The sequence below is a fragment of the Bacillus sp. z60-11 genome (genome assembly GCF_046464135.1).
Taxonomy (GTDB): domain Bacteria; phylum Bacillota; class Bacilli; order Bacillales; family Bacillaceae; genus Bacillus; species Bacillus sonorensis_A.
This window is the reverse complement of sequence record NZ_JBIYSN010000002.1, coordinates 22,552-40,485: the sequence shown is the minus strand read 5'-3', so window position 1 is coordinate 40,485 and position 17,934 is coordinate 22,552. Positions and strand designations below refer to the sequence as shown.

Genomic DNA, 17,934 nt, shown 5'->3' with positions numbered 1-17,934 from the left:
GTGTTACACTTTTGTCGAACGCAACAAAATTGAGGTGTCCATTTAATGTACAATCAACGATATGTAGTAATTGATGTGGAAACGACAGGGAACTCGCCCAAAAAAGGCGATAAAATAATTCAAATTGCAGCGGTTGTCATTGAAAATGGACAGATTACCGAACGTTTCTCCAAATATGTGAATCCGGATCAGCCGATCCCGGCTTTTATTGAACAGCTGACGGGAATCACAAACGAGATGGTTGAACGCGAAGAACCGTTTTCGGCCATTGCCGAAGAGATATATGAACTCCTCAGCGGCAGCTGTTTTATCGCCCACAACATTCACTTCGACCTCGGCTTTGTGAAACATGAGCTAATGCGGGCAGGCTTTGATGAACTTGAATGCGATGTACTTGATACGGTAGAACTGGCAAGAATCGTATTTCCCCGTTTTGACGGGTATAAACTGACAGAGCTGAGTGAAGAGCTGAACCTGCAGCATGAAAATCCTCACAGGGCTGACAGTGACGCGGAATTGACCGCTTTGATCTTCCTGCATATGCTTGAGAAGCTGAAGCGGCTCCCTCTGCCTGTTCTAAAAGCGATCAGGCGGTTATCCTGGCACTTGATCAGCGACGCGCAGGAGCTTTTGGACCGTTTGATTCATGAGAAGGATAGCCGAGCAGAACTTGAAGCAGGCTATATAAAGACCGGTTCATTTGTGATTAAAGAGCCTGTGCAAACAATGGAAGAGCGCGGGGAAGAACGCGAACCCGTCAATGCTGATCCGCTGATTTGGGAAGAGGACGGCGGCCTTCGCTCATTGCTTGAGCATTTTGAAAATAGAAGAGGGCAAACCAAAATGATGAAAGAGGTTTGGACCGCTTTTGATCATCATGAGCATGTCCTGATTGAAGCTGCTGCGGGAATCGGCAAAACGATCGGATATCTCGTACCTGCAGCCCTGCGCGCCAGACAGACCGGAAAACCGGTCGTCATCAGCACCTTTACAACATTGTTGCAGCAGCAAATTTTAACCCGGGATATCCCGCTTTTGGAGCAGGTCTTTCCGTTTCCGATCAAGGCGGCGGTTTTGAAAGGGCGCTCCCATTATATATCGATTCACAAATTCGAGCATATTTTGCAGGAGGAAGATGATAATTACGATGCCGTTCTCGCCAAGGCGCAAATCCTTGTTTGGCTTACCGATACTGAAACGGGAGACTTGTCTGAACTCAATCTGCCCTCCGGAGGCAAACTGCTTTGGGACAGAATCTCATATGATGATCGATCATTTGCGCGCAACGCTCCGTTAAGGGAATACTGTTTTTATGAACGGGCCAAAGCGAAGGCTAAACAAGCCGATCTCATTATTACCAACCATGCCCTCCTGTTGACTGACGAAGCGAATAAACGCACCATGCACGCGGATACGGTGATCATTGATGAAGCCCACCACTTTGAACGGGTAGCGGGTGAACAGTTTGGCGCGAGGGCCGACTATGTTTCATTGCACAAAAAACTGATGCAGCTCGGCACCTTGAAGCAGAAAGGGCTGTTAAAAAAAGCCGAGCGGCTGTTTCGGTCCGCCGGCTTCACTTCAGAGTCCTTCTTTCAAATGGATGAATGGCTCAGTCAGCTTCTCGAAGAAAGCGATATGTTCTTTACTTCAGTCCATTCTTTTGTTAAACGCAGGAAACCAAAAAACGATCTGAATCGTCTTCTTTATAAGGTCGGAAAAGAACAGGGCAGGGCGTGGAACAGGCTTGAGGAAGGAGCCAGAAGGCTGTGTGCCATGCTGTTTGATATGCACGGGCTGTTTGTCGAGCAAATGGAAAAGCTTTCTGAGCAAAAGTCTTCTTTTACGAGCCGTCAGGCGTTTCTTTTGGAAGAATACCAATCGTGCATGGTCTATCTCGAGGAATATGGAAAAAAGCTCGGCCGTTTGTTTTTTGATCCTGCAGAAGATGAAGTCGTCTGGATTGAAATCGATGCAAAAGGGGCCAAAAATGCCGCATCGGTTTATGCACAGCCGCTTGATGCTGGCGAATTGCTCGCCGATCGTTTTTTCACCGAGAAAAAGAGCGTTGTTCTGACTTCGGCGACCCTCGTTGTGGAAAACTCATTCAGCTATATGATTAAAAAGCTTGGTTTAAACGATTTCTATCCGAGGACATTGCAAATCGAGTCGCCTTTTTCTTATGATAAGCGTATGAAAATCTTGATTCCAACCGACATCAGTCCGATCAATGATCATCCTGAAAGCTATATTCATGACGTTTCCCGGTCCATTAAATCGCTGGCCAGACAGCAGAACGCGAAAACGCTCGTTTTGTTTACGTCTCATGACATGCTGCGCTCGGTATATCAGGAATTGAAAAATGATGATGACTTTCCTTGTCAATTGCTGGCTCAGGGCATTTCAGGCGGAAGTCCTGTCAAGATCATGAAACTGTTCAAATCATATCAGCATGCCGTTCTTCTCGGCACCAATCATTTTTGGGAAGGTGTTGACTTTCCCGGTGATGAACTGACAACGCTGATCATCGCCAGGCTCCCTTTCAGACCGCCTGACCATCCGGTGGAATCGGCGAAGTGTGAAAGGGCGAAGCGAATGGGGGAAAGCCCGTTTCAAGCTGTTTCTTTGCCCGAAGCGGTTTTAACCTTCAGGCAGGGAATCGGAAGGCTCCTCCGCACTGAGGAAGACAGCGGTACAGTCGTCATCCTTGACCGCAGAATCCGGACATCATCATACGGCAGAGTATTTTTGCAGGCGCTGCCTCCCGCTTCAATCGAAGAGCCGACGCTTCTTGAGCTGGAAGACTATGTCTTCAGGACTTAAATGTAAAAAGCCGCATGAAAGCGGCTCCTCTTGAAAAAATGGTGTGGATTAAGGTTTATTTTTTGGCTGTCTATCTAAAACGGGATTCCCGTTGTAACAACTAGTATGGCCTATGCCAGACAGAGTATGAATGACAATAATTGTTTCGTCTCGGAGGTATTTGAATATGGACAATAAAATTGAAATTCTTTCAACCGTCAGTGTGCAGCACTCAGAAGATCTTTACAAAATCGTCGATCTGTTAAACCGGACGCTCAAACGGGATGATTTAATGTTTGGACTCGCCCTTGACGAAGAGGATCAAAAACAGGCCATTTTTACAATTTATCGTACATAGGAGGAAAAATGGGCAAAAAAACATTAATTTTCATACTGATATTTGGTATTATCTTTGTAACGGCCATTCTTACGGGGGCGAATGTCTACCAGACAGCAATGAGCCAAAAGGAAAGCGGCCATGAAGAAGCTGCTGAAACGGCGAAAAAGGAAGCCGGCTTAAAAGAAGTTGACAATGTAGAAACATTTGTCGGCAAAGAAAAGCAGTACATCGTCATAGGCAAAAATAAAAAAGGCGAAAAAATGTACGTTTGGGTACCGGCTGACAAAAAGCAGAAAACGATAGTTAAAAACGCATCGGATGGCATCACAAGCCGCCAGGCCGCAAAAGCGGTCCAGGATAAAGGTCTGATGTCATCGCTTCAAGAGGTGCACTTGGCAAGGGAAGGCAATGTGCTATTGTGGGAAGTTACATACTTAAATCAAGATGGGCAGTACAGTTTAAGTTATGTGGACTTTATAAACGGAAAAATTCACAAAAATATTACGCCATAAGATGAAACAGGGGGAAATCAAGTTGAATCTAGCTAAAAGAGTATCAGCGTTAACACCGTCTGCAACATTGGCAATCACTGCAAAAGCGAAAGAATTAAAAGCGGCAGGACACGATGTGATCGGCCTTGGCGCCGGAGAGCCGGACTTTAATACACCGCAGCACATCATTGACGCGGCTGTCCGTTCCATGAATGAAGGGCACACAAAATATACGCCGTCCGGCGGTCTTCTCGCGCTTAAAGAAAGCATCAGCGAAAAATTCAAGCGCGATCAGGGAATCGAATACAGCCTGTCTGAAATCATTGTCTGCACAGGTGCAAAACATGCTCTTTACACACTTTTTCAAGTGCTGCTGGATGAGGAAGATGAAGTGATCATTCCGACGCCGTATTGGGTAAGCTACCCTGAACAGGTGAAGCTTGCAGGCGGCAAGCCTGTATTTGTGGAAGGGCTTGAAGAAAACAGCTTCAAAATTTCTCCGGAGCAGCTCGAAGAGGCCGTAACGGAAAAAACAAAAGCGGTGATCATCAATTCTCCAAGCAACCCGACGGGCATGATGTATACCGAAGACGAGCTGAAAGCCCTCGGTGAAGTGTGTCTCCGCCGCAATATTTTAATCGTCTCCGATGAAATATATGAAAAACTGATATACGGCGGGAAAAAACATGTGTCGATCGCACAGCTTTCTCCCGAGCTTAAAAATCAAACGATCATCATCAACGGCGTTTCAAAATCGCACAGTATGACAGGATGGAGAATCGGCTATGCCGCAGGAAACGAAACCGTCATTAAGGCGATGACAAACCTTGCCAGCCACAGCACTTCAAATCCGACATCAGTCGCCCAATACGGAGCCATTGCCGCATATAATGGTCCGTCAGAGCCTGTGGAAGAAATGAGAAAAGCATTTGAAGAACGGCTCAACAAAGTATATGAACTGCTGATCGACATTCCTGGATTGAATTGCCTTAAGCCTGAAGGGGCTTTCTACTTGTTCCCGAATGCGAAACAGGCAGCTGAAGCCTGCGGTTTTGCGAGCGTCGATACGTTTGCAGAAGCGCTTCTTGAAGAGGAGAAAGTCGCGATTGTTCCCGGATCAGGGTTTGGCGCACCGGATAATATCCGTTTGTCATATGCCACATCCCTGTCACTTTTGGAAGAAGCGGTAAAGCGAATCCGCCGCTTTGTCGTCAATCACAGCCGCTAAGGCAATAAAAGCGTCCGTCTGCCCGGACGCTTTTTTGCGGCACCGACTCCGGGTCTGAACTGCATTGACCTGATCCGTTCAAAAAAGGTATAATATACGTTATGGATGTCAGAGAGAAAAGGGAGAGACCCTTTTTCTCGTGTTTTGGAGGGAAACGATAGTGAAAACAACAATCAACCAAGTGTACAAACATGTTGGTGAAGAAGTGACAATCGGCGCTTGGATCGCGAACAAACGTTCAAGCGGTAAAATTGCGTTTTTACAGCTTAGAGACGGAACAGGCTTTATCCAAGGCGTCGTCGTTAAGGCTGAAGTGGCTGAAGAGGTGTTTCAAACCGCTAAAACGGTCACACAGGAAACTTCTTTATATGTGAAGGGCATTGTCAAAGAAGACGAGCGTTCACCTCTCGGATTCGAGCTTGCCGTGACTTCGCTTGAAATCATTCATGAAGCGAAGGACTACCCGATCACACCTAAAGAACACGGAACTGAGTTTTTGATGGATCACAGACATCTGTGGCTCAGATCAAAACGGCAGCATGCGACCATGAAAATCCGCAACGAAATCATTCGCGCTACATATGAGTTTTTCAATAAGGAAGGCTTTGTCAAAGTCGATCCGCCGATTCTGACCGGAAGCGCTCCTGAAGGAACGACAGAGCTTTTTGCGACGAAGTATTTTGATGAAGACGCTTATCTGTCCCAAAGCGGCCAGCTTTATATGGAAGCCGCTGCAATGGCTTTAGGAAAAGTCTTCTCATTCGGACCGACGTTCAGAGCGGAAAAATCCAAAACGAAGCGCCATCTGATCGAATTTTGGATGATCGAGCCTGAAATGGCTTTTGTCGAGTTCAATGAAAACCTCGAAGTTCAGGAAAATTACGTCTCTTTTATCGTTCAAAGCGTGCTTGAAAACTGCAAAATCGAGCTGAATACGCTCGGAAGGGACACGTCCAAACTTGAACAGATCAAAGCGCCGTTTCCGCGAATCACCTATGATGAAGCGGTTCAGTTCCTGAAGGAAAAAGGGTTTGATGATATTGAATGGGGAGATGACTTTGGGGCGCCTCATGAGACGGCGATTGCCGAAAGCTATGACAAGCCTGTGTTCATCACACATTATCCGACATCATTAAAACCGTTTTATATGCAGCCTGCGCCTGACAGAGAGGATGTTGTGTTATGCGCCGATTTGATCGCACCGGAAGGCTATGGTGAAATCATCGGCGGGTCAGAACGCATCCATGATCTTGAGCTTCTTGAAGCGCGGCTGAAAGAACACGGTTTAGAATCTGACGCTTATCAATGGTATGCGGAATTGCGAAAATATGGTTCTGTTCCGCACTCAGGCTTCGGCCTCGGATTGGAGCGGACGGTGGCCTGGATCAGCGGCGCGCCGCACGTACGCGAAACGATTCCGTTCCCAAGACTCTTAAATCGCTTATATCCTTAAAAAAAAGTCTCCTGCTTTTACAGGAGACTTTTTCACAGTCATCCATGATATACTGGAAGGTAAGAGGTGTATCAAATGAAAAAACAGCAATTTATCAAGATGCAGGAAATGGGATCTGTCAGCATTCCTCATCTGCTCTTCAGCAATTACCGTGAGCTTGGTCTGAATGAAACAGAGTTTATGCTGCTGTTAAACATCAAAATGCATGTGGAAAGAGGCTCATTGTTTCCAACTCCCGAAGAGTTGAGCAAAACGATGACGATCGCCACCGAACAATGCATGAATATGCTGAGGATGTTTATCCAAAAAGGCTTTATCTATATAGAAGAATGCGAAGACCAGAATGGCATCAAGTATGAAAAATATTCGCTTGAGCCTCTTTGGGGCAAGCTTTTTGATTATCTCGAAATGGAGGAGAAGGAAAAACAGCACGAACAGAATAGAGGGGAAGAAAAAAGCCTCTACACGATTTTTGAAGAAGAGTTTGCAAGACCTTTGTCTCCGTTGGAATGCGAGACGCTCAGCATCTGGCTTGACCAGGATCACCACGATGTGCAAATGATTAAGCAGGCGCTGAAAGAGGCCGTCATGTTGGGGAAATTGAATTTCCGCTATATCGACCGCATTCTTTTCGAATGGAAGAAAAACGGAATCACAACAGTTGAACAAGCCGCAAGCTACAGCCAAAAATTCAGGCGGAAGGCGCCACGGCAAAGCGATCAAAAGGAGTATACAAGACAGGTTCCTTTTTACAATTGGCTTGAACATTAAAGTGAAAAGGTGAAGAGATGTTAACGAAAAAACAAATCGAGTATTGTTTAGAAACCATAGGTGACATGTTTCCGCATGCTGAATGCGAACTGGTCCACGACAATCCATTTGAACTTGTCATCGCCGTCGCTTTATCGGCACAATGCACAGATGCCCTGGTCAATAAGGTGACAAAAACGCTTTTTAAAAAATATAAAAAGCCTGAAGATTATCTAGCCGTCCCGCTTGAAGAGCTTCAGCAGGATATCAGATCGATCGGCTTGTACCGCAATAAAGCGAAAAATATCCAAAAGCTCTGCAAAATGCTGCTTGAAGAATACGGAGGAGACGTTCCGCGCGACAGGGACGAGCTGGTAAAGCTGCCGGGCGTCGGGAGAAAAACCGCCAATGTCGTCGTTTCCGTTGCCTTCGGCGTTCCGGCGATCGCCGTGGACACACATGTCGAGCGCGTGTCAAAAAGGCTCGGCTTTTGCCGCTGGAAAGATTCAGTCACAGAAGTGGAAAAAACGTTGATGAAAAAAATACCTGAGTCCGAATGGTCGGTCACCCATCATCGGCTCATTTTTTTCGGACGTTACCACTGCAAGGCGCAAAGGCCGCAATGTGAAACATGTCCGCTGTTTTCTTTGTGCAGGGAAGGGCAGAAACGGTATAAAAAAGGGCTGGTGAAGCTGCCGTGACAAGTGTATCGCTGTTAGATGCCTATGAAAAAACGTTGAGAGAACGCGCCCGAAAACCTGTAAACGGTGACCGGTTTGCGGTGCTTTCAGCAAATCCGCTCCACTTTGATTTCTCGCCGGAAGAAGGGGCGCACAAACCATGGAAAGATCAGCAGGAATGGGTGCCGCTCCTTTTTGACATTTGGGAGAATACGAAAGAAAGGCTTCTCCCCGTATTTCAAACGAGGAAGTCGAGATGCAGCCAGGATGAGATGCTTGGCGGGATATGCTGTTTGATCGCATGCTTCCATTGGACGATGGGGGAGCCTGTGACTACGCTGAACTGGGAGTCACTCATTGAAAAACATTTTCCCGTCAAGCCGATCAATTGGACGGAGCGGCTCGAATTTATCCTGCTCAAGCCGACTCAATATCATTGTTTTATTCAGCTTGACGAACTGTTTACGGAAATGAAAAAACAGTTTTATAAATATGCGGCGATGAATAAATAAAAACCACTCACAACGTGTGAGTGGTCTTTTTGTTTAAGTGCCGGATTGAGTTTCCGTCTGGCTTCCGGGATCATTGGTTTGATCTTTGTCATTGCCCGTTCCATTGTCAGGAGAATCATCCTGGTCTTCATCATCTTTTCTGCCATTATTGTCGGAATTGCCTGGGTTTTGGTTGCCATTGTTCGTATCGCCGGGATTCTGCTTTTTGTCATCCGGCTGATTGCTGTTTCCGTTATTTTGTTTGTCCTTGTCTTGATCATTCTTCTGTTTATCATCGTCCTGCTGTTTCTGTTCATCTTCTTTTGATTCATCGTCGCTGGCAGCGTTGACTTGAAGCGTCACAGAAGCAGGATCGCTTTCATTATCCTCGGTGACGGCTGTGACCTGGAACCTGTAGACAGATCCTTCTTTCGCGTTCGGAATCACGGCTTCTTTAGCACTGCTGTTTTGAATCTCGCTGTATCCGCCGCCGTCGACAGACTGTTTGACTTTAAATGTGACGTCATCATCGTCTTCACCTGAGTAAGACCATGACAGCTTGATGCTTTTTGATGATTCATCATATTCCGCGCTCAAGCCGGTCGGCTTGGAAGCTTCTTCTTTTTCCTCATATTTTTTCGAAACAGTCGTCGGCTGTGTGCCTTTCACGAATAATTCGGTGACCTTTTTGTCGCTCGGCGTATTGCTGCTGGCCAAGACCGCCGGATTTGATCCTTTTAAGACGGTCGCCTCGACAACGCTGTCCGGCTTCTTAAATGAGCCGCTGCCGTCGTCGACTTCGGTAATCAGCTTTTTAAACAAGAGCTTGGCGATTTGCTGTTCGCTCGTATTAAGCGAATTGTAGCCTTTTTTTCCGGTCCAGACGGCTGCCGTATATTGCGGTGTGTAGCCGACAAACCACGAATCTTTTGCACCATTCGGGTTTAAGCCGTATTTGTTGACGATATCCTCAGGGAAGTTCGTTGTCCCGGTTTTCCCGGCCACTGTAACGCCAGGGACTTGGGCGGCGGTTCCGGTTCCCGTTTGAACGGCCGTTTTCAGCATATCCGTCATCATGTAGGCGGTGTAATCGCTCATGGCTGCTTTTGATTCAGGCGTTAGGTCAAGCTTTGTACCGTCGCTGAATTCCACGGCTGTGACGGTGTGCGGCGCATTGTAATAGCCGTTGTTGCCGAAGGCGCTGTACGCTCCTGCCATTTCCATAGAAGACACACCATCTTTAAAGCCGCCGATCGCATATGATTCAACTAATTCATCTGAATCAATCGAAAGGCCGAGGTTGCTGGCAAATTTGACGATGTTTTCTTTGCCGGCTGCCTGGAACGCTTTTAAAGCCGGGATGTTTCTTGAATCGGCAAGCGCCGCTCTCATCGACATCCAGCCTTTGTGGCGGTTGTCATAGTTGTGGATCGGTGTCCCTGTTGAATACGTATATTCTTCATCTTTAATCTGCTCATAAGTCGACCATTTTTTGTTTTCAATGACAGGCCCGTAGTCAAGGATCGGTTTGATCGTTGAGCCCGGCTGGGTTCTTCCTTGGGTTGCGTAGTTGTAGTTGCCGGCCTTTCGATTTCGACCGCCTCCGACCGCACGGATTTCTCCGGTTTTCGTATCAAGCAGGGTGATACTGGCCTGCATTTTATCAGTGTACGGGATTAAATCGCCGTCCATGAGCTCATTTACATAGTCCTGTGCTTCTGTATCAAGCGTTGTGTAAATTTTTAATCCGTCTTTACCAGGATTTACGTTGGCTTTCTCTTCAACTTCTTCCACGACTTGTTCAACGAACATGCTGTATTTGTTTGAAGTCGATTTTGCATACTCCTCAGAAGAAACAAGGCCTTTTTTCACCGATACTTTTTTCGCCTTGTTGTAGTCTGCGTCGGAAATGAAGCCATGCTTGTTCATCAGGCTTAAAACGACATTCCGTCTTTTTTCGGCCTGTTCCGGATGTTTGATCGGGTTGTAGTTATTCGGGCTCTGCGGCATTCCCGCGAGTGTTGCAGCCTGTTCCACTGTCAAGTCGTTTAAGTCTTTCACCCCGTAAAACTGCTCAGCCGCTTTGCCGACACCATAGGCTTGCGGCGAGAAATAAATCCGGTTTAAATACATTTCAAGGATTTCGTCTTTTGAATATTTTCTTTCAAGCTGGAATGAAAGCCATACTTCCTGAACTTTCCGTTTGACCGTTTTTTCATGTGAAAGAAGGGAGTTTTTCACGACCTGCTGTGTGATCGTACTTCCGCCCTCTGAGCCGAAGCCGCCTTCAAGGTTTGCGACAAGCGCTCCCCCGATGCGGATCGGGTCGATTCCGTGGTGGTCGTAAAAACGGGCGTCTTCAGTGGCGAGAAAAGCGTTTTTCACAGTGTCGGGTATATCTTTGATCGACACGTATGTCCGTTTTTCCGCACCGATTTCTGCTATTTCTTTACCGTTTTTATCATAAATGATGGATGAGTAAGGCGTTTTCAGCTTTGACTCATCAAGCGACGGTGCGTCTGCAATCATGACTGCAAACGTCACGCCTCCGGCGATCAGGCCGATGACGCCAATGATCAAAATAGATAAAAGGATTTTCTTAAAAAGTCCTGCTTTCTTCTTTTTCTTGGGTTTCGTATGAGTATTAGACCTGCTTTTGCCCTGTTGGGCTTTTCGCCGTTCCTGGCGGCTGTTAAATTGATCTGACATAACATCTCAACCTTTCGTAGTTAAAACCTTTCCGCTCACATGACTTTAAAATCATAATTTATGATGGCGAAAAATACAACTGGTCAATAACTTTAATATAATCAATTCTTGGCGAGTATCCAAGTGAAATGGGATGAGCAGCTTCCTGCAGTTCATCTTTTCGAATCGATTTTCTGCCGTTTTTCTGCTTTCTGTCCCAGAAATAAAATAATTTTTCTGCTTCCAAAAAATAAATTTCTTCAAATGCGGATATAATAACAAAGCAAATACCGTCCTGGGCCACCACCTGCTTCATATGCTCGATCTGGTGATCGTGAAAATTTTGCAGGGGGAACGATGTCCGGCTCTTTGTTTCTTTCGCTTCAAAATCGATGTAGCGCCCTTTATAAATCCCGTTATAATCAGTCGTTGACGACTGTTTAAAGTAGGCTTCTTTGATCACTGCCGCGCTTCGTTTCGGGTAGTCGACCTGGACAATTTGGACAGGTGTCGGTTTTTTATGAATCACCGCAATCGAATGATTGAGATAATACATATTCGTTTCATTCAGGTCGTCTTCGAGGGTCATCCCGCGATTGCTGTATGACGGCTTCTTTTTTAAGGATGAGGCAGCATTTTTCGGCTGATAGGCTTTGCCGTTCGGATAGCGAATCACTTTCTTCATCCTCCTTTTAAAAAAATCTGGACATAAACGGAAGTGGTGGTCTTGCGAAACAGATTCTCCGGGGGAGAGCTGACGCGTCATATACTAGAGCTGACCGGAAAGCTGAATAAAGATAATATTTCGCGGACATATGCCTATAAAAGCTACTTTGACCGCCATCCGGAGATCAAGTGGTCGCTTTTGGCGTCATTTGTTTCCCGTAATGCAGGCTGGTCGATGACCGATTTAAAAGGACGCCTGTTTCAGATCGGCCTTTCGGCTTTTCAGCAGAAATGGCTGTTCATCACATATGAACGGGCGAACTGGCTGATTTTTTCTGACGCTTATCCGCAGCTTCTTTTATATCAGTGGTCCAAAGATATCGGACAGCCGCTGTTTGATTTGCTTCCCGGATTGGGCGTGTCTTTGTTCATGAAAACGGAGTGGGAGCGATTTTGGCGCGAGCGCGATCAAAAAAGGCTCATGTACGCTCTCATCATCAATGAACAAAACACTATCCAAACTCCTATTATACAAAATCCTCTGTTCAAAAAGAATGTTTTTCACACGATTCCTTTTCAGGTTTATGAATGGTTTCACTTCAACACGGTCATCTTTCCTACGGTTGAAGGCGTTTTTTACGGAGTGTCTGTCAAGCGGTTTACAAGCTTAAAAGAACGGATCAAGCTCGGCAAGCAATTAAGCCGGCTTTTGTTCAGCCCTGAGCTTTTCCCGTCTTTCTTCCACTTTACATCCTATGTTCCGCATACCGGCTCGCGCTTTGATATGGAGCGCTGGGCCGGTGTGAAATCCAGATCTTCGCCGTTTTTGCGAACCTGTTATCCAGTCATCACCCATTCATTAGACGGATCAAAAAGCGATTGGTTTCGCGGGGAAGATAAGGAGGGGATGTTTCGCGATGAAAAGCTGCCGAAAACGATTGAACTAACGGAATGGTATTTTCAAAAGAGGAGGCAGCTCGAGGCTGTTTTTTCTCTGGAACGCTTGCTGAAAAAAAAATAGCAAAAGAAAAAAGCAAGGAAAATCCTTGCTTTTTAAGTGGACGGCCGGTTTGGTCCGCCTAATTTCTTATCCAATGTATCCGTCTGTTTCACGTCAGGTTTGGTTTTCGCAGGTGATTTCTTTTTGTTGTTTTCCACAGCGGGCACCTCCTTACCTCTATAGATTTCTCAGGAAAAGCGCCGTTCATACCATTTTTCGCAGAACCCGCTTTGTCGAATTCGCGGGCGTTCTTTTGGGAAATTGATTTTCTTTGCCATTTTCCTTCTAGTTTTGTCAGCTGTGAAGGAAAGGCCGGAGGAAAGGAAGAAAAGATAGATGGCTATTAAAAAGGAGGGAAGCAAATGAGCGGATTTGTAAGCAAAGATTCGGTCCTTCAAATGCTTTTGGAAACGGAAACAGAACTGGAATCTGCGGAAACAGCGCTGACAGACGCCGTCACCAGGGAGAAAGACGAAAAAAGCAAAGCTTGGAACGAACGGCTTGATCTCATTGAAAAGGAACTGACGGAGCTTTCATCCTGCCTAAACAGCACGCTGATGGGTGTCAAGCCTCATGAGGAGTCCGCTTAGCCTCTTTCATTGTGCCGAACCTTTTCCTTTGATACGATAGCATTTGAGGTGAGCATGTTGGAAAAACAATCTCTTCTTGAGAAAACACGGGAACTGATCGCCCTGGCAAAAGAAGCGGAAGCCCGCTATCAAAAGGGCAGAGAGGAAGGCGCGGAGCACGACTTTTTCAGCGTCGTCAAACCGTCTGTGGAGCGGTCTGAACAAGCAGTGAAGAGCTGGCTGCAAGAAAGTTTATCATATATTAAGGCATATCGCCCGAAGTACTTGTATGAAGAACAGCTGCGAGCGGTTGAGGAAAACCTGAATGAGATCGTGCTGCAGTCATATTTCGGCAAAATTCATAAAAAACGCTTTAAAGATCTTGCCGAATCAGTGCTTTATACATTGAAACATCTTGAAGACGACATTGAAAAAGACGACCGGGGATAAATTCCCGGTCGTCTTTTTCCATCGCCGGTTCAGCCGGCGTCTGAATGTATGTCATAGGCAGGGTGCTGTGCTCCATTGGCTTCAAGAACTTTCATACTCGTGCGAAATTCGTTTAATGTCAGATGCCCCTGGATATACAAAAACTTGGCAAAATCCATCAGCTTATTCATACAGTCTGTCTCGTACTGCTTCATCTCGGCAAAACAATTTCTTAAGTATGATACGTTCATGTGGTGCATCCCCTCTCGTTTCGTATTAATAATATAGTACCATAACAATTCGACTTTTTTCTGTTTTTCAAAAATTAAAACTTTCGACACTTTTTGACAGAATTGTGACAGCCCATTGGAACGGGAATTGCCCCCATGTCATACACTGATAAAAAAAGGGCTCTAAAGGGAGAGATGAAAGATGGAAGAGAGGAGAGACGCCAGATACCCCTTTTCCGGTCAACAGCCGTATTATCCCGTTCATCCGCAGCTTGACACGAACCAGTACCTCCAGCAATACCAAGAACCGTTCCAATATTCTGCACCAGTCCAGCGTCCGCCGGCTTATGAACAGCCATATGTTGATCCGTATTCAAGCTATCAGCAGCCCGTTCATCAGCAGATCCAGCCATTTCATATCACTCCTTACCCGAACCCATATCCGTCGCCGCGGCCAAATCTCCATCAGCCTTCCCAGTTTCAGGGCTTTCTGTCGCAATTTAAGAAAAAGAACGGACAGCTTGATTTTAGCAAAATGATGGATACGGCCGGTTTAATGATGAACACGGTCAACCAGATGGGGACGCTTGCCAAAAGCTTTATGGGATTCTTTAAATAAAAAAAGCATGGATGAAAATCATTCATGCTTTTTTACGTCTGGGAATGTCACGGTGAGAACATTGCCTTTCCACGAGGTTTTCATCGTTTCTTCACGCACCGGATAAGGAAGCAGGATGGTTCTTGACAAGCTTGTGCATGATGACGAGTCACCGTTTTTGGCTTCTTCTTTTAATGCGATATGCAAATATCTCGATTTCGCTTCGATCATGATGTCACCGTTTTGAAAGGATTCCGGGACAGCAATGTCGACACAAAGCGCTCCGTTTTCTTCTCTGATCTCCATTGAAATGCGTGCGGACTCCAGCTGATCAGATATGAGTTTTTGGAATGAATTTAAGATTTCGTGAAAAGGAGAGGCGTAAAATAATTGTTCAATGGCCTCTTGAAAATCGTCCTTTTTGCTGAGGGAATGATTTTCATTTTCCTTAGAATCCATGTCTGACCACCTCCTCAAATTTTATTTTCAGCTTATGCAGGAGCTGTTCATATGGTTATTAATTGATGGGATTTTGAAAGTGTGGTTAAATAGTGGGGAATCCAAAGAATGATATTCAATCGCCCCTCTTTTTCCAGGCGAAAACAGAGGCATATTGATTGAAAGGAGCCCAATTGTCTTGCTGAAAAAATTATTCGGTATCGGTCAAAAACAGGATGAAGTGAAAGAAGAAACCGTATTTTCCCCAGTAGATGGACGAGTGCTGGCGCTTTCGGAAGTGCCTGATCCCGTTTTTTCTCAAAAAATGATGGGCGACGGAATCGCCGTTGAGCCTTCCAGCGGAGAGATCGTGTCACCGGTTGACGGAGAAGTGATCCAGCTGTTTCATACAAAGCATGCCATCGGTATCCGCTCATTGTCAGGGGTGGAGATTTTGATCCACATTGGGCTGGAAACCGTGAATATGGAAGGTGAAGGCTTTACCGCCCATGTCAAAGAAGGCGACAAAGTGAGTGTCGGAGATCCTTTAATGACTTGTGACCTGGAGCTGATCAAAGAGAAGGCGAGCAGCACGATTACGCCGATCGTCATCATGAACGGCGATGTGCTGGAGCGCGTGACAAAGCATGAAGAACAAGAAGCGAAAAAAAGTGAGACGAAGCTGATGGAGCTTAAAGTCAAGTAAAGATGAAAGGCAGAGAGCGATTCTCTGCTTTTTATTTTTCTTGCCATCACCTCTTCCAGAACGAACGGACATTCGCTAAAATATAAGAGAAGAGGTGACAATGTTGTTTCAAAAACGAAATTTGACCGATATCATCCAGTTTCTGAAAGAAGACGAAGCTTTCAAGAGACAAATTGTTCATTGGCATACAATCGAGAAAAAGGAAGCGGACTACCGCGACTTTCCGGAACAACTGCATGAAAAAATCGTTCATGCTTTACATAAAAGAGGAATTGAAAAGCTTTATTCCCATCAGGCTGACGCGTTTTACCAGAGTCAAAACGGAAAAAACGTCACGCTTGTGACGCCGACAGCATCTGGAAAAACGCTCTGCTACAATCTTCCCGTCATTCAGAGGATCACGGAAGACCCCGATGCCCGGGCTCTGTACCTGTTTCCAACCAAGGCTTTGTCACAGGATCAAAAAAGCGAGCTGAATGAACTGATTGATGAAATCGATGCATCCATCAACTGCTATACGTATGACGGAGATACGTCGCCTGCGATAAGGCAGAAGGTGAGAAAAGCCGGACATATCGTCATCACCAATCCCGACATGCTGCATTCGGCGATTTTGCCCCATCATACGAAATGGGTGTCATTGTTTGAAAACCTGAAATATATCGTGATTGATGAGCTTCATGTCTACCGGGGCGTTTTCGGAAGCCATGTTGCCAACGTCATCAGGAGGCTTTTACGGATCTGCGCGTTTTACGGGAGCAAACCGCAGTTTATCTGCACGTCCGCGACGATCGCCAACCCTTTGGAGCTCGCCGAGACGCTGACAGGACAGCCGATGCATCTCATTGCCAAAAATGGCGCTCCTGCGGGAAGAAAGCACTTTTTATTTTATAATCCGCCGATTGTCAACCGCTCGCTGAACATTAGAAAAAGCGCCACACTTGAAGTCAGAAAGCTTGCCTCCGAATTTTTGCAAAACGGGATTCAAACGATTGTTTTCGCAAGGAGCAGAGTCAGGGTGGAAATTATTTTGACATATTTGCAGGATGTCATGAAGCCGATTGTCGGCGCCCACTCCATCCAGGGATACAGAGGGGGATATCTGCCGCACGAACGAAGGACCATTGAAAAAGGGCTGCGCAGCGGGGATATCAAAGGTGTCGTCAGTACGAACGCCCTTGAACTCGGCGTCGATATCGGCCAGCTGCAAACCTGTATTATGACGGGATATCCGGGGACGATTGCAAGCGCCTGGCAGCAGGCCGGCAGGGCCGGAAGAAGGCACAATGAAGCGCTGATCGTCATGGTGGCAAGCTCGGCGCCGCTTGATCAATACATTGTGCAAAACCCGGACTATTTCTTCAAACAAAATCCGGAGACGGCCGTCATTAACCCGGACAATCTTGTGATCCTTGTCGATCATCTCAAATGCGCCGCGTTTGAACTTCCTTTCAAGCGAAACGAGACTTTTGGCGAGACGGAAGTAGAAGATATTTTAGAATATTTGGCTGAAGAAAGGGTGCTGTACTTAAACGGCGACACATACCATTGGATGAATGACGCCTTTCCGGCCCACGGCATCAGCCTGAGATCGGCATCACAGGAGAATGTTGTCATTATTGACCAGTCCAGACGTGAAAAGGCGCGAGTGATTGGTGAAATGGACAGGTTCAGTGCGATGACATTGCTGCACGATGAAGCTATTTATTTGCATCAAGGGGTTCAATACCAGGTGGAAAAGCTCGATTGGGAGGAGAAAAAAGCGTTCGTCCGCGAGGTGAAAGCCGACTATTATACGGATGCCAATCTCGCCGTCATGCTGAAAGTGCTGGAAATAGATAAAATAAAGGAAACAGATATGGCAGCGTTCGGTTTTGGCGATGTCACCGTGCAAGCGAAGGCGACTATTTTCAAAAAAATAAAATTTGAGACACATGAAAATATCGGCTCCGGTCCGATTCACCTCCCTGAAGAGGAGCTCCACACAAATGCTGCCTGGGTGCAGGTGAATGACGAAGAGCGCCGGAATTGGAACGAGATCAAATTGGAAGAGGCTTTGCTCGGGGCTGCGAATGTCCTCGGATATGTCGCCGCCCTCAAGGTCATGTGCGATCCGTCTGACTTGCATGTTTTTCCGCAAATTAAAGCCGTCCATAATGAAAAGCCGACGATTTTTTTATATGACCGTTATCCCGGAGGCGTCGGATTATCTGAGAAGGTTTACGAACAAATGCCGAACATCATCAGAGAAGCGCATCAGCTGATTGCCAAATGCCCGTGCCGGTCAGGCTGTCCGTCATGCATCGGTGTCCACGGTGAAACCAATCAGACCAAAGACAATGCGCTGCGCCTTTTAGAAAGCTGGAAAGGTTGAG

Annotated in this window: 19 protein-coding genes; 14 read left to right on the top strand and 5 right to left on the bottom strand. The window is 46.3% G+C overall.

The genetic code is table 11. The features are described 5' to 3' along the window. The first annotated feature begins 45 nt into the window (after positions 1–45). The 8 genes from dinG to ACINLD_RS06810 all read left to right on the top strand — a co-directional run bounded on the left by dinG (position 46) and on the right by ACINLD_RS06810 (position 8,256). Positions 46–2,823, top strand: coding sequence for an ATP-dependent DNA helicase DinG (gene dinG / locus ACINLD_RS06845; protein ID WP_410206965.1), 2,778 nt, complete (start codon positions 46–48; stop codon positions 2,821–2,823). 166 nt (positions 2,824–2,989) lie between these two features. Then, positions 2,990–3,160, top strand: coding sequence for a YpmA family protein (locus ACINLD_RS06840; protein WP_076758946.1), 171 nt, complete (start codon positions 2,990–2,992; stop codon positions 3,158–3,160). Positions 3,161–3,168: 8 nt separating this feature from the next. Then, positions 3,169–3,654, top strand: a complete 486-nt coding sequence (tseB, locus tag ACINLD_RS06835) for a cell wall elongation/penicillin-binding protein regulator TseB (protein ID WP_026587586.1) — start codon at positions 3,169–3,171, stop codon at positions 3,652–3,654. A gap of 22 nt (positions 3,655–3,676) precedes the next feature. Further along, complete coding sequence (locus tag ACINLD_RS06830) at positions 3,677–4,861, top strand: pyridoxal phosphate-dependent aminotransferase (RefSeq protein ID WP_026587585.1); 1,185 nt, start codon at positions 3,677–3,679, stop codon at positions 4,859–4,861. 160 nt (positions 4,862–5,021) lie between these two features. Continuing rightward, on the top strand, positions 5,022–6,314 hold the full coding sequence (gene asnS / locus ACINLD_RS06825) for an asparagine--tRNA ligase (RefSeq protein ID WP_077736584.1): 1,293 nt from the start codon (positions 5,022–5,024) through the stop codon (positions 6,312–6,314). Positions 6,315–6,389: 75 nt separating this feature from the next. Next, entirely contained in the window at positions 6,390–7,085 is a 696-nt protein-coding gene (locus ACINLD_RS06820; RefSeq protein WP_026587583.1) for a DnaD domain-containing protein, read from the top strand. A gap of 17 nt (positions 7,086–7,102) precedes the next feature. Then, positions 7,103–7,765, top strand: a complete 663-nt coding sequence (gene nth / locus ACINLD_RS06815) for an endonuclease III (RefSeq protein ID WP_026587582.1) — start codon at positions 7,103–7,105, stop codon at positions 7,763–7,765. Then, on the top strand, positions 7,762–8,256 hold the full coding sequence (locus tag ACINLD_RS06810; protein WP_026587581.1) for a YpoC family protein: 495 nt from the start codon (positions 7,762–7,764) through the stop codon (positions 8,254–8,256). Before nth ends, ACINLD_RS06810 begins: the two co-directional genes overlap by 4 nt. A gap of 33 nt (positions 8,257–8,289) precedes the next feature. On the opposite strand, the gene ACINLD_RS06805 is transcribed toward ACINLD_RS06810, so the two are convergent. Together ACINLD_RS06805 and recU are read right to left on the bottom strand one after the other, a co-directional pair. After that, on the bottom strand, positions 8,290–10,944 hold the full coding sequence (locus ACINLD_RS06805) for a PBP1A family penicillin-binding protein (protein ID WP_026587580.1): 2,655 nt from the start codon (positions 10,942–10,944) through the stop codon (positions 8,290–8,292). Between the two features lie 58 nt (positions 10,945–11,002). Next, complete coding sequence (gene recU / locus ACINLD_RS06800; protein ID WP_026587579.1) at positions 11,003–11,599, bottom strand: Holliday junction resolvase RecU; 597 nt, start codon at positions 11,597–11,599, stop codon at positions 11,003–11,005. A 78-nt stretch (positions 11,600–11,677) separates the two neighbouring features. Here recU and ACINLD_RS06795 point away from each other — a divergent pair, with 78 nt between their 5' ends. Beyond that, positions 11,678–12,610 carry a DUF2515 domain-containing protein gene (locus ACINLD_RS06795; protein ID WP_051290419.1) on the top strand — a complete coding sequence of 311 codons (933 nt, stop codon included), beginning with the start codon at positions 11,678–11,680 and terminating at the stop codon, positions 12,608–12,610. Between the two features lie 32 nt (positions 12,611–12,642). On the opposite strand, the gene sspM is transcribed toward ACINLD_RS06795, so the two are convergent. Beyond that, positions 12,643–12,747: an acid-soluble spore protein SspM gene (gene sspM / locus ACINLD_RS06790; protein ID WP_026587577.1), complete on the bottom strand. Its 105-nt coding sequence runs from the start codon at positions 12,745–12,747 to the stop codon at positions 12,643–12,645. Positions 12,748–12,951: 204 nt separating this feature from the next. Between sspM and ACINLD_RS06785 the strand changes: the two genes are divergently transcribed. Beyond that, positions 12,952–13,179, top strand: a complete 228-nt coding sequence (locus ACINLD_RS06785; RefSeq protein WP_026587576.1) for a YppD family protein — start codon at positions 12,952–12,954, stop codon at positions 13,177–13,179. Positions 13,180–13,233: 54 nt separating this feature from the next. Further along, positions 13,234–13,608: a YppE family protein gene (locus tag ACINLD_RS06780; RefSeq protein WP_236251137.1), complete on the top strand. Its 375-nt coding sequence runs from the start codon at positions 13,234–13,236 to the stop codon at positions 13,606–13,608. A gap of 29 nt (positions 13,609–13,637) precedes the next feature. Here ACINLD_RS06780 and ACINLD_RS06775 read toward each other — a convergent pair whose 3' ends face one another. Continuing rightward, complete coding sequence (locus tag ACINLD_RS06775) at positions 13,638–13,838, bottom strand: YppF family protein (protein WP_026587574.1); 201 nt, start codon at positions 13,836–13,838, stop codon at positions 13,638–13,640. A 181-nt stretch (positions 13,839–14,019) separates the two neighbouring features. Here ACINLD_RS06775 and ACINLD_RS06770 point away from each other — a divergent pair, with 181 nt between their 5' ends. Next, a complete protein-coding gene (locus ACINLD_RS06770) occupies positions 14,020–14,436 on the top strand; it encodes a YppG family protein (protein WP_026587573.1) in 417 nt (138 codons plus the stop codon). 18 nt (positions 14,437–14,454) lie between these two features. Here ACINLD_RS06770 and ACINLD_RS06765 read toward each other — a convergent pair whose 3' ends face one another. Next, positions 14,455–14,874: an Hsp20/alpha crystallin family protein gene (locus ACINLD_RS06765; protein WP_026587572.1), complete on the bottom strand. Its 420-nt coding sequence runs from the start codon at positions 14,872–14,874 to the stop codon at positions 14,455–14,457. 178 nt (positions 14,875–15,052) lie between these two features. Here ACINLD_RS06765 and ACINLD_RS06760 point away from each other — a divergent pair, with 178 nt between their 5' ends. Continuing rightward, complete coding sequence (locus tag ACINLD_RS06760) at positions 15,053–15,559, top strand: PTS glucose transporter subunit IIA (RefSeq protein ID WP_026587571.1); 507 nt, start codon at positions 15,053–15,055, stop codon at positions 15,557–15,559. A 100-nt stretch (positions 15,560–15,659) separates the two neighbouring features. After that, positions 15,660–17,933: a DEAD/DEAH box helicase gene (locus tag ACINLD_RS06755; RefSeq protein WP_035428154.1), complete on the top strand. Its 2,274-nt coding sequence runs from the start codon at positions 15,660–15,662 to the stop codon at positions 17,931–17,933. The last annotated feature ends 1 nt before the right edge of the window (position 17,934 follow it).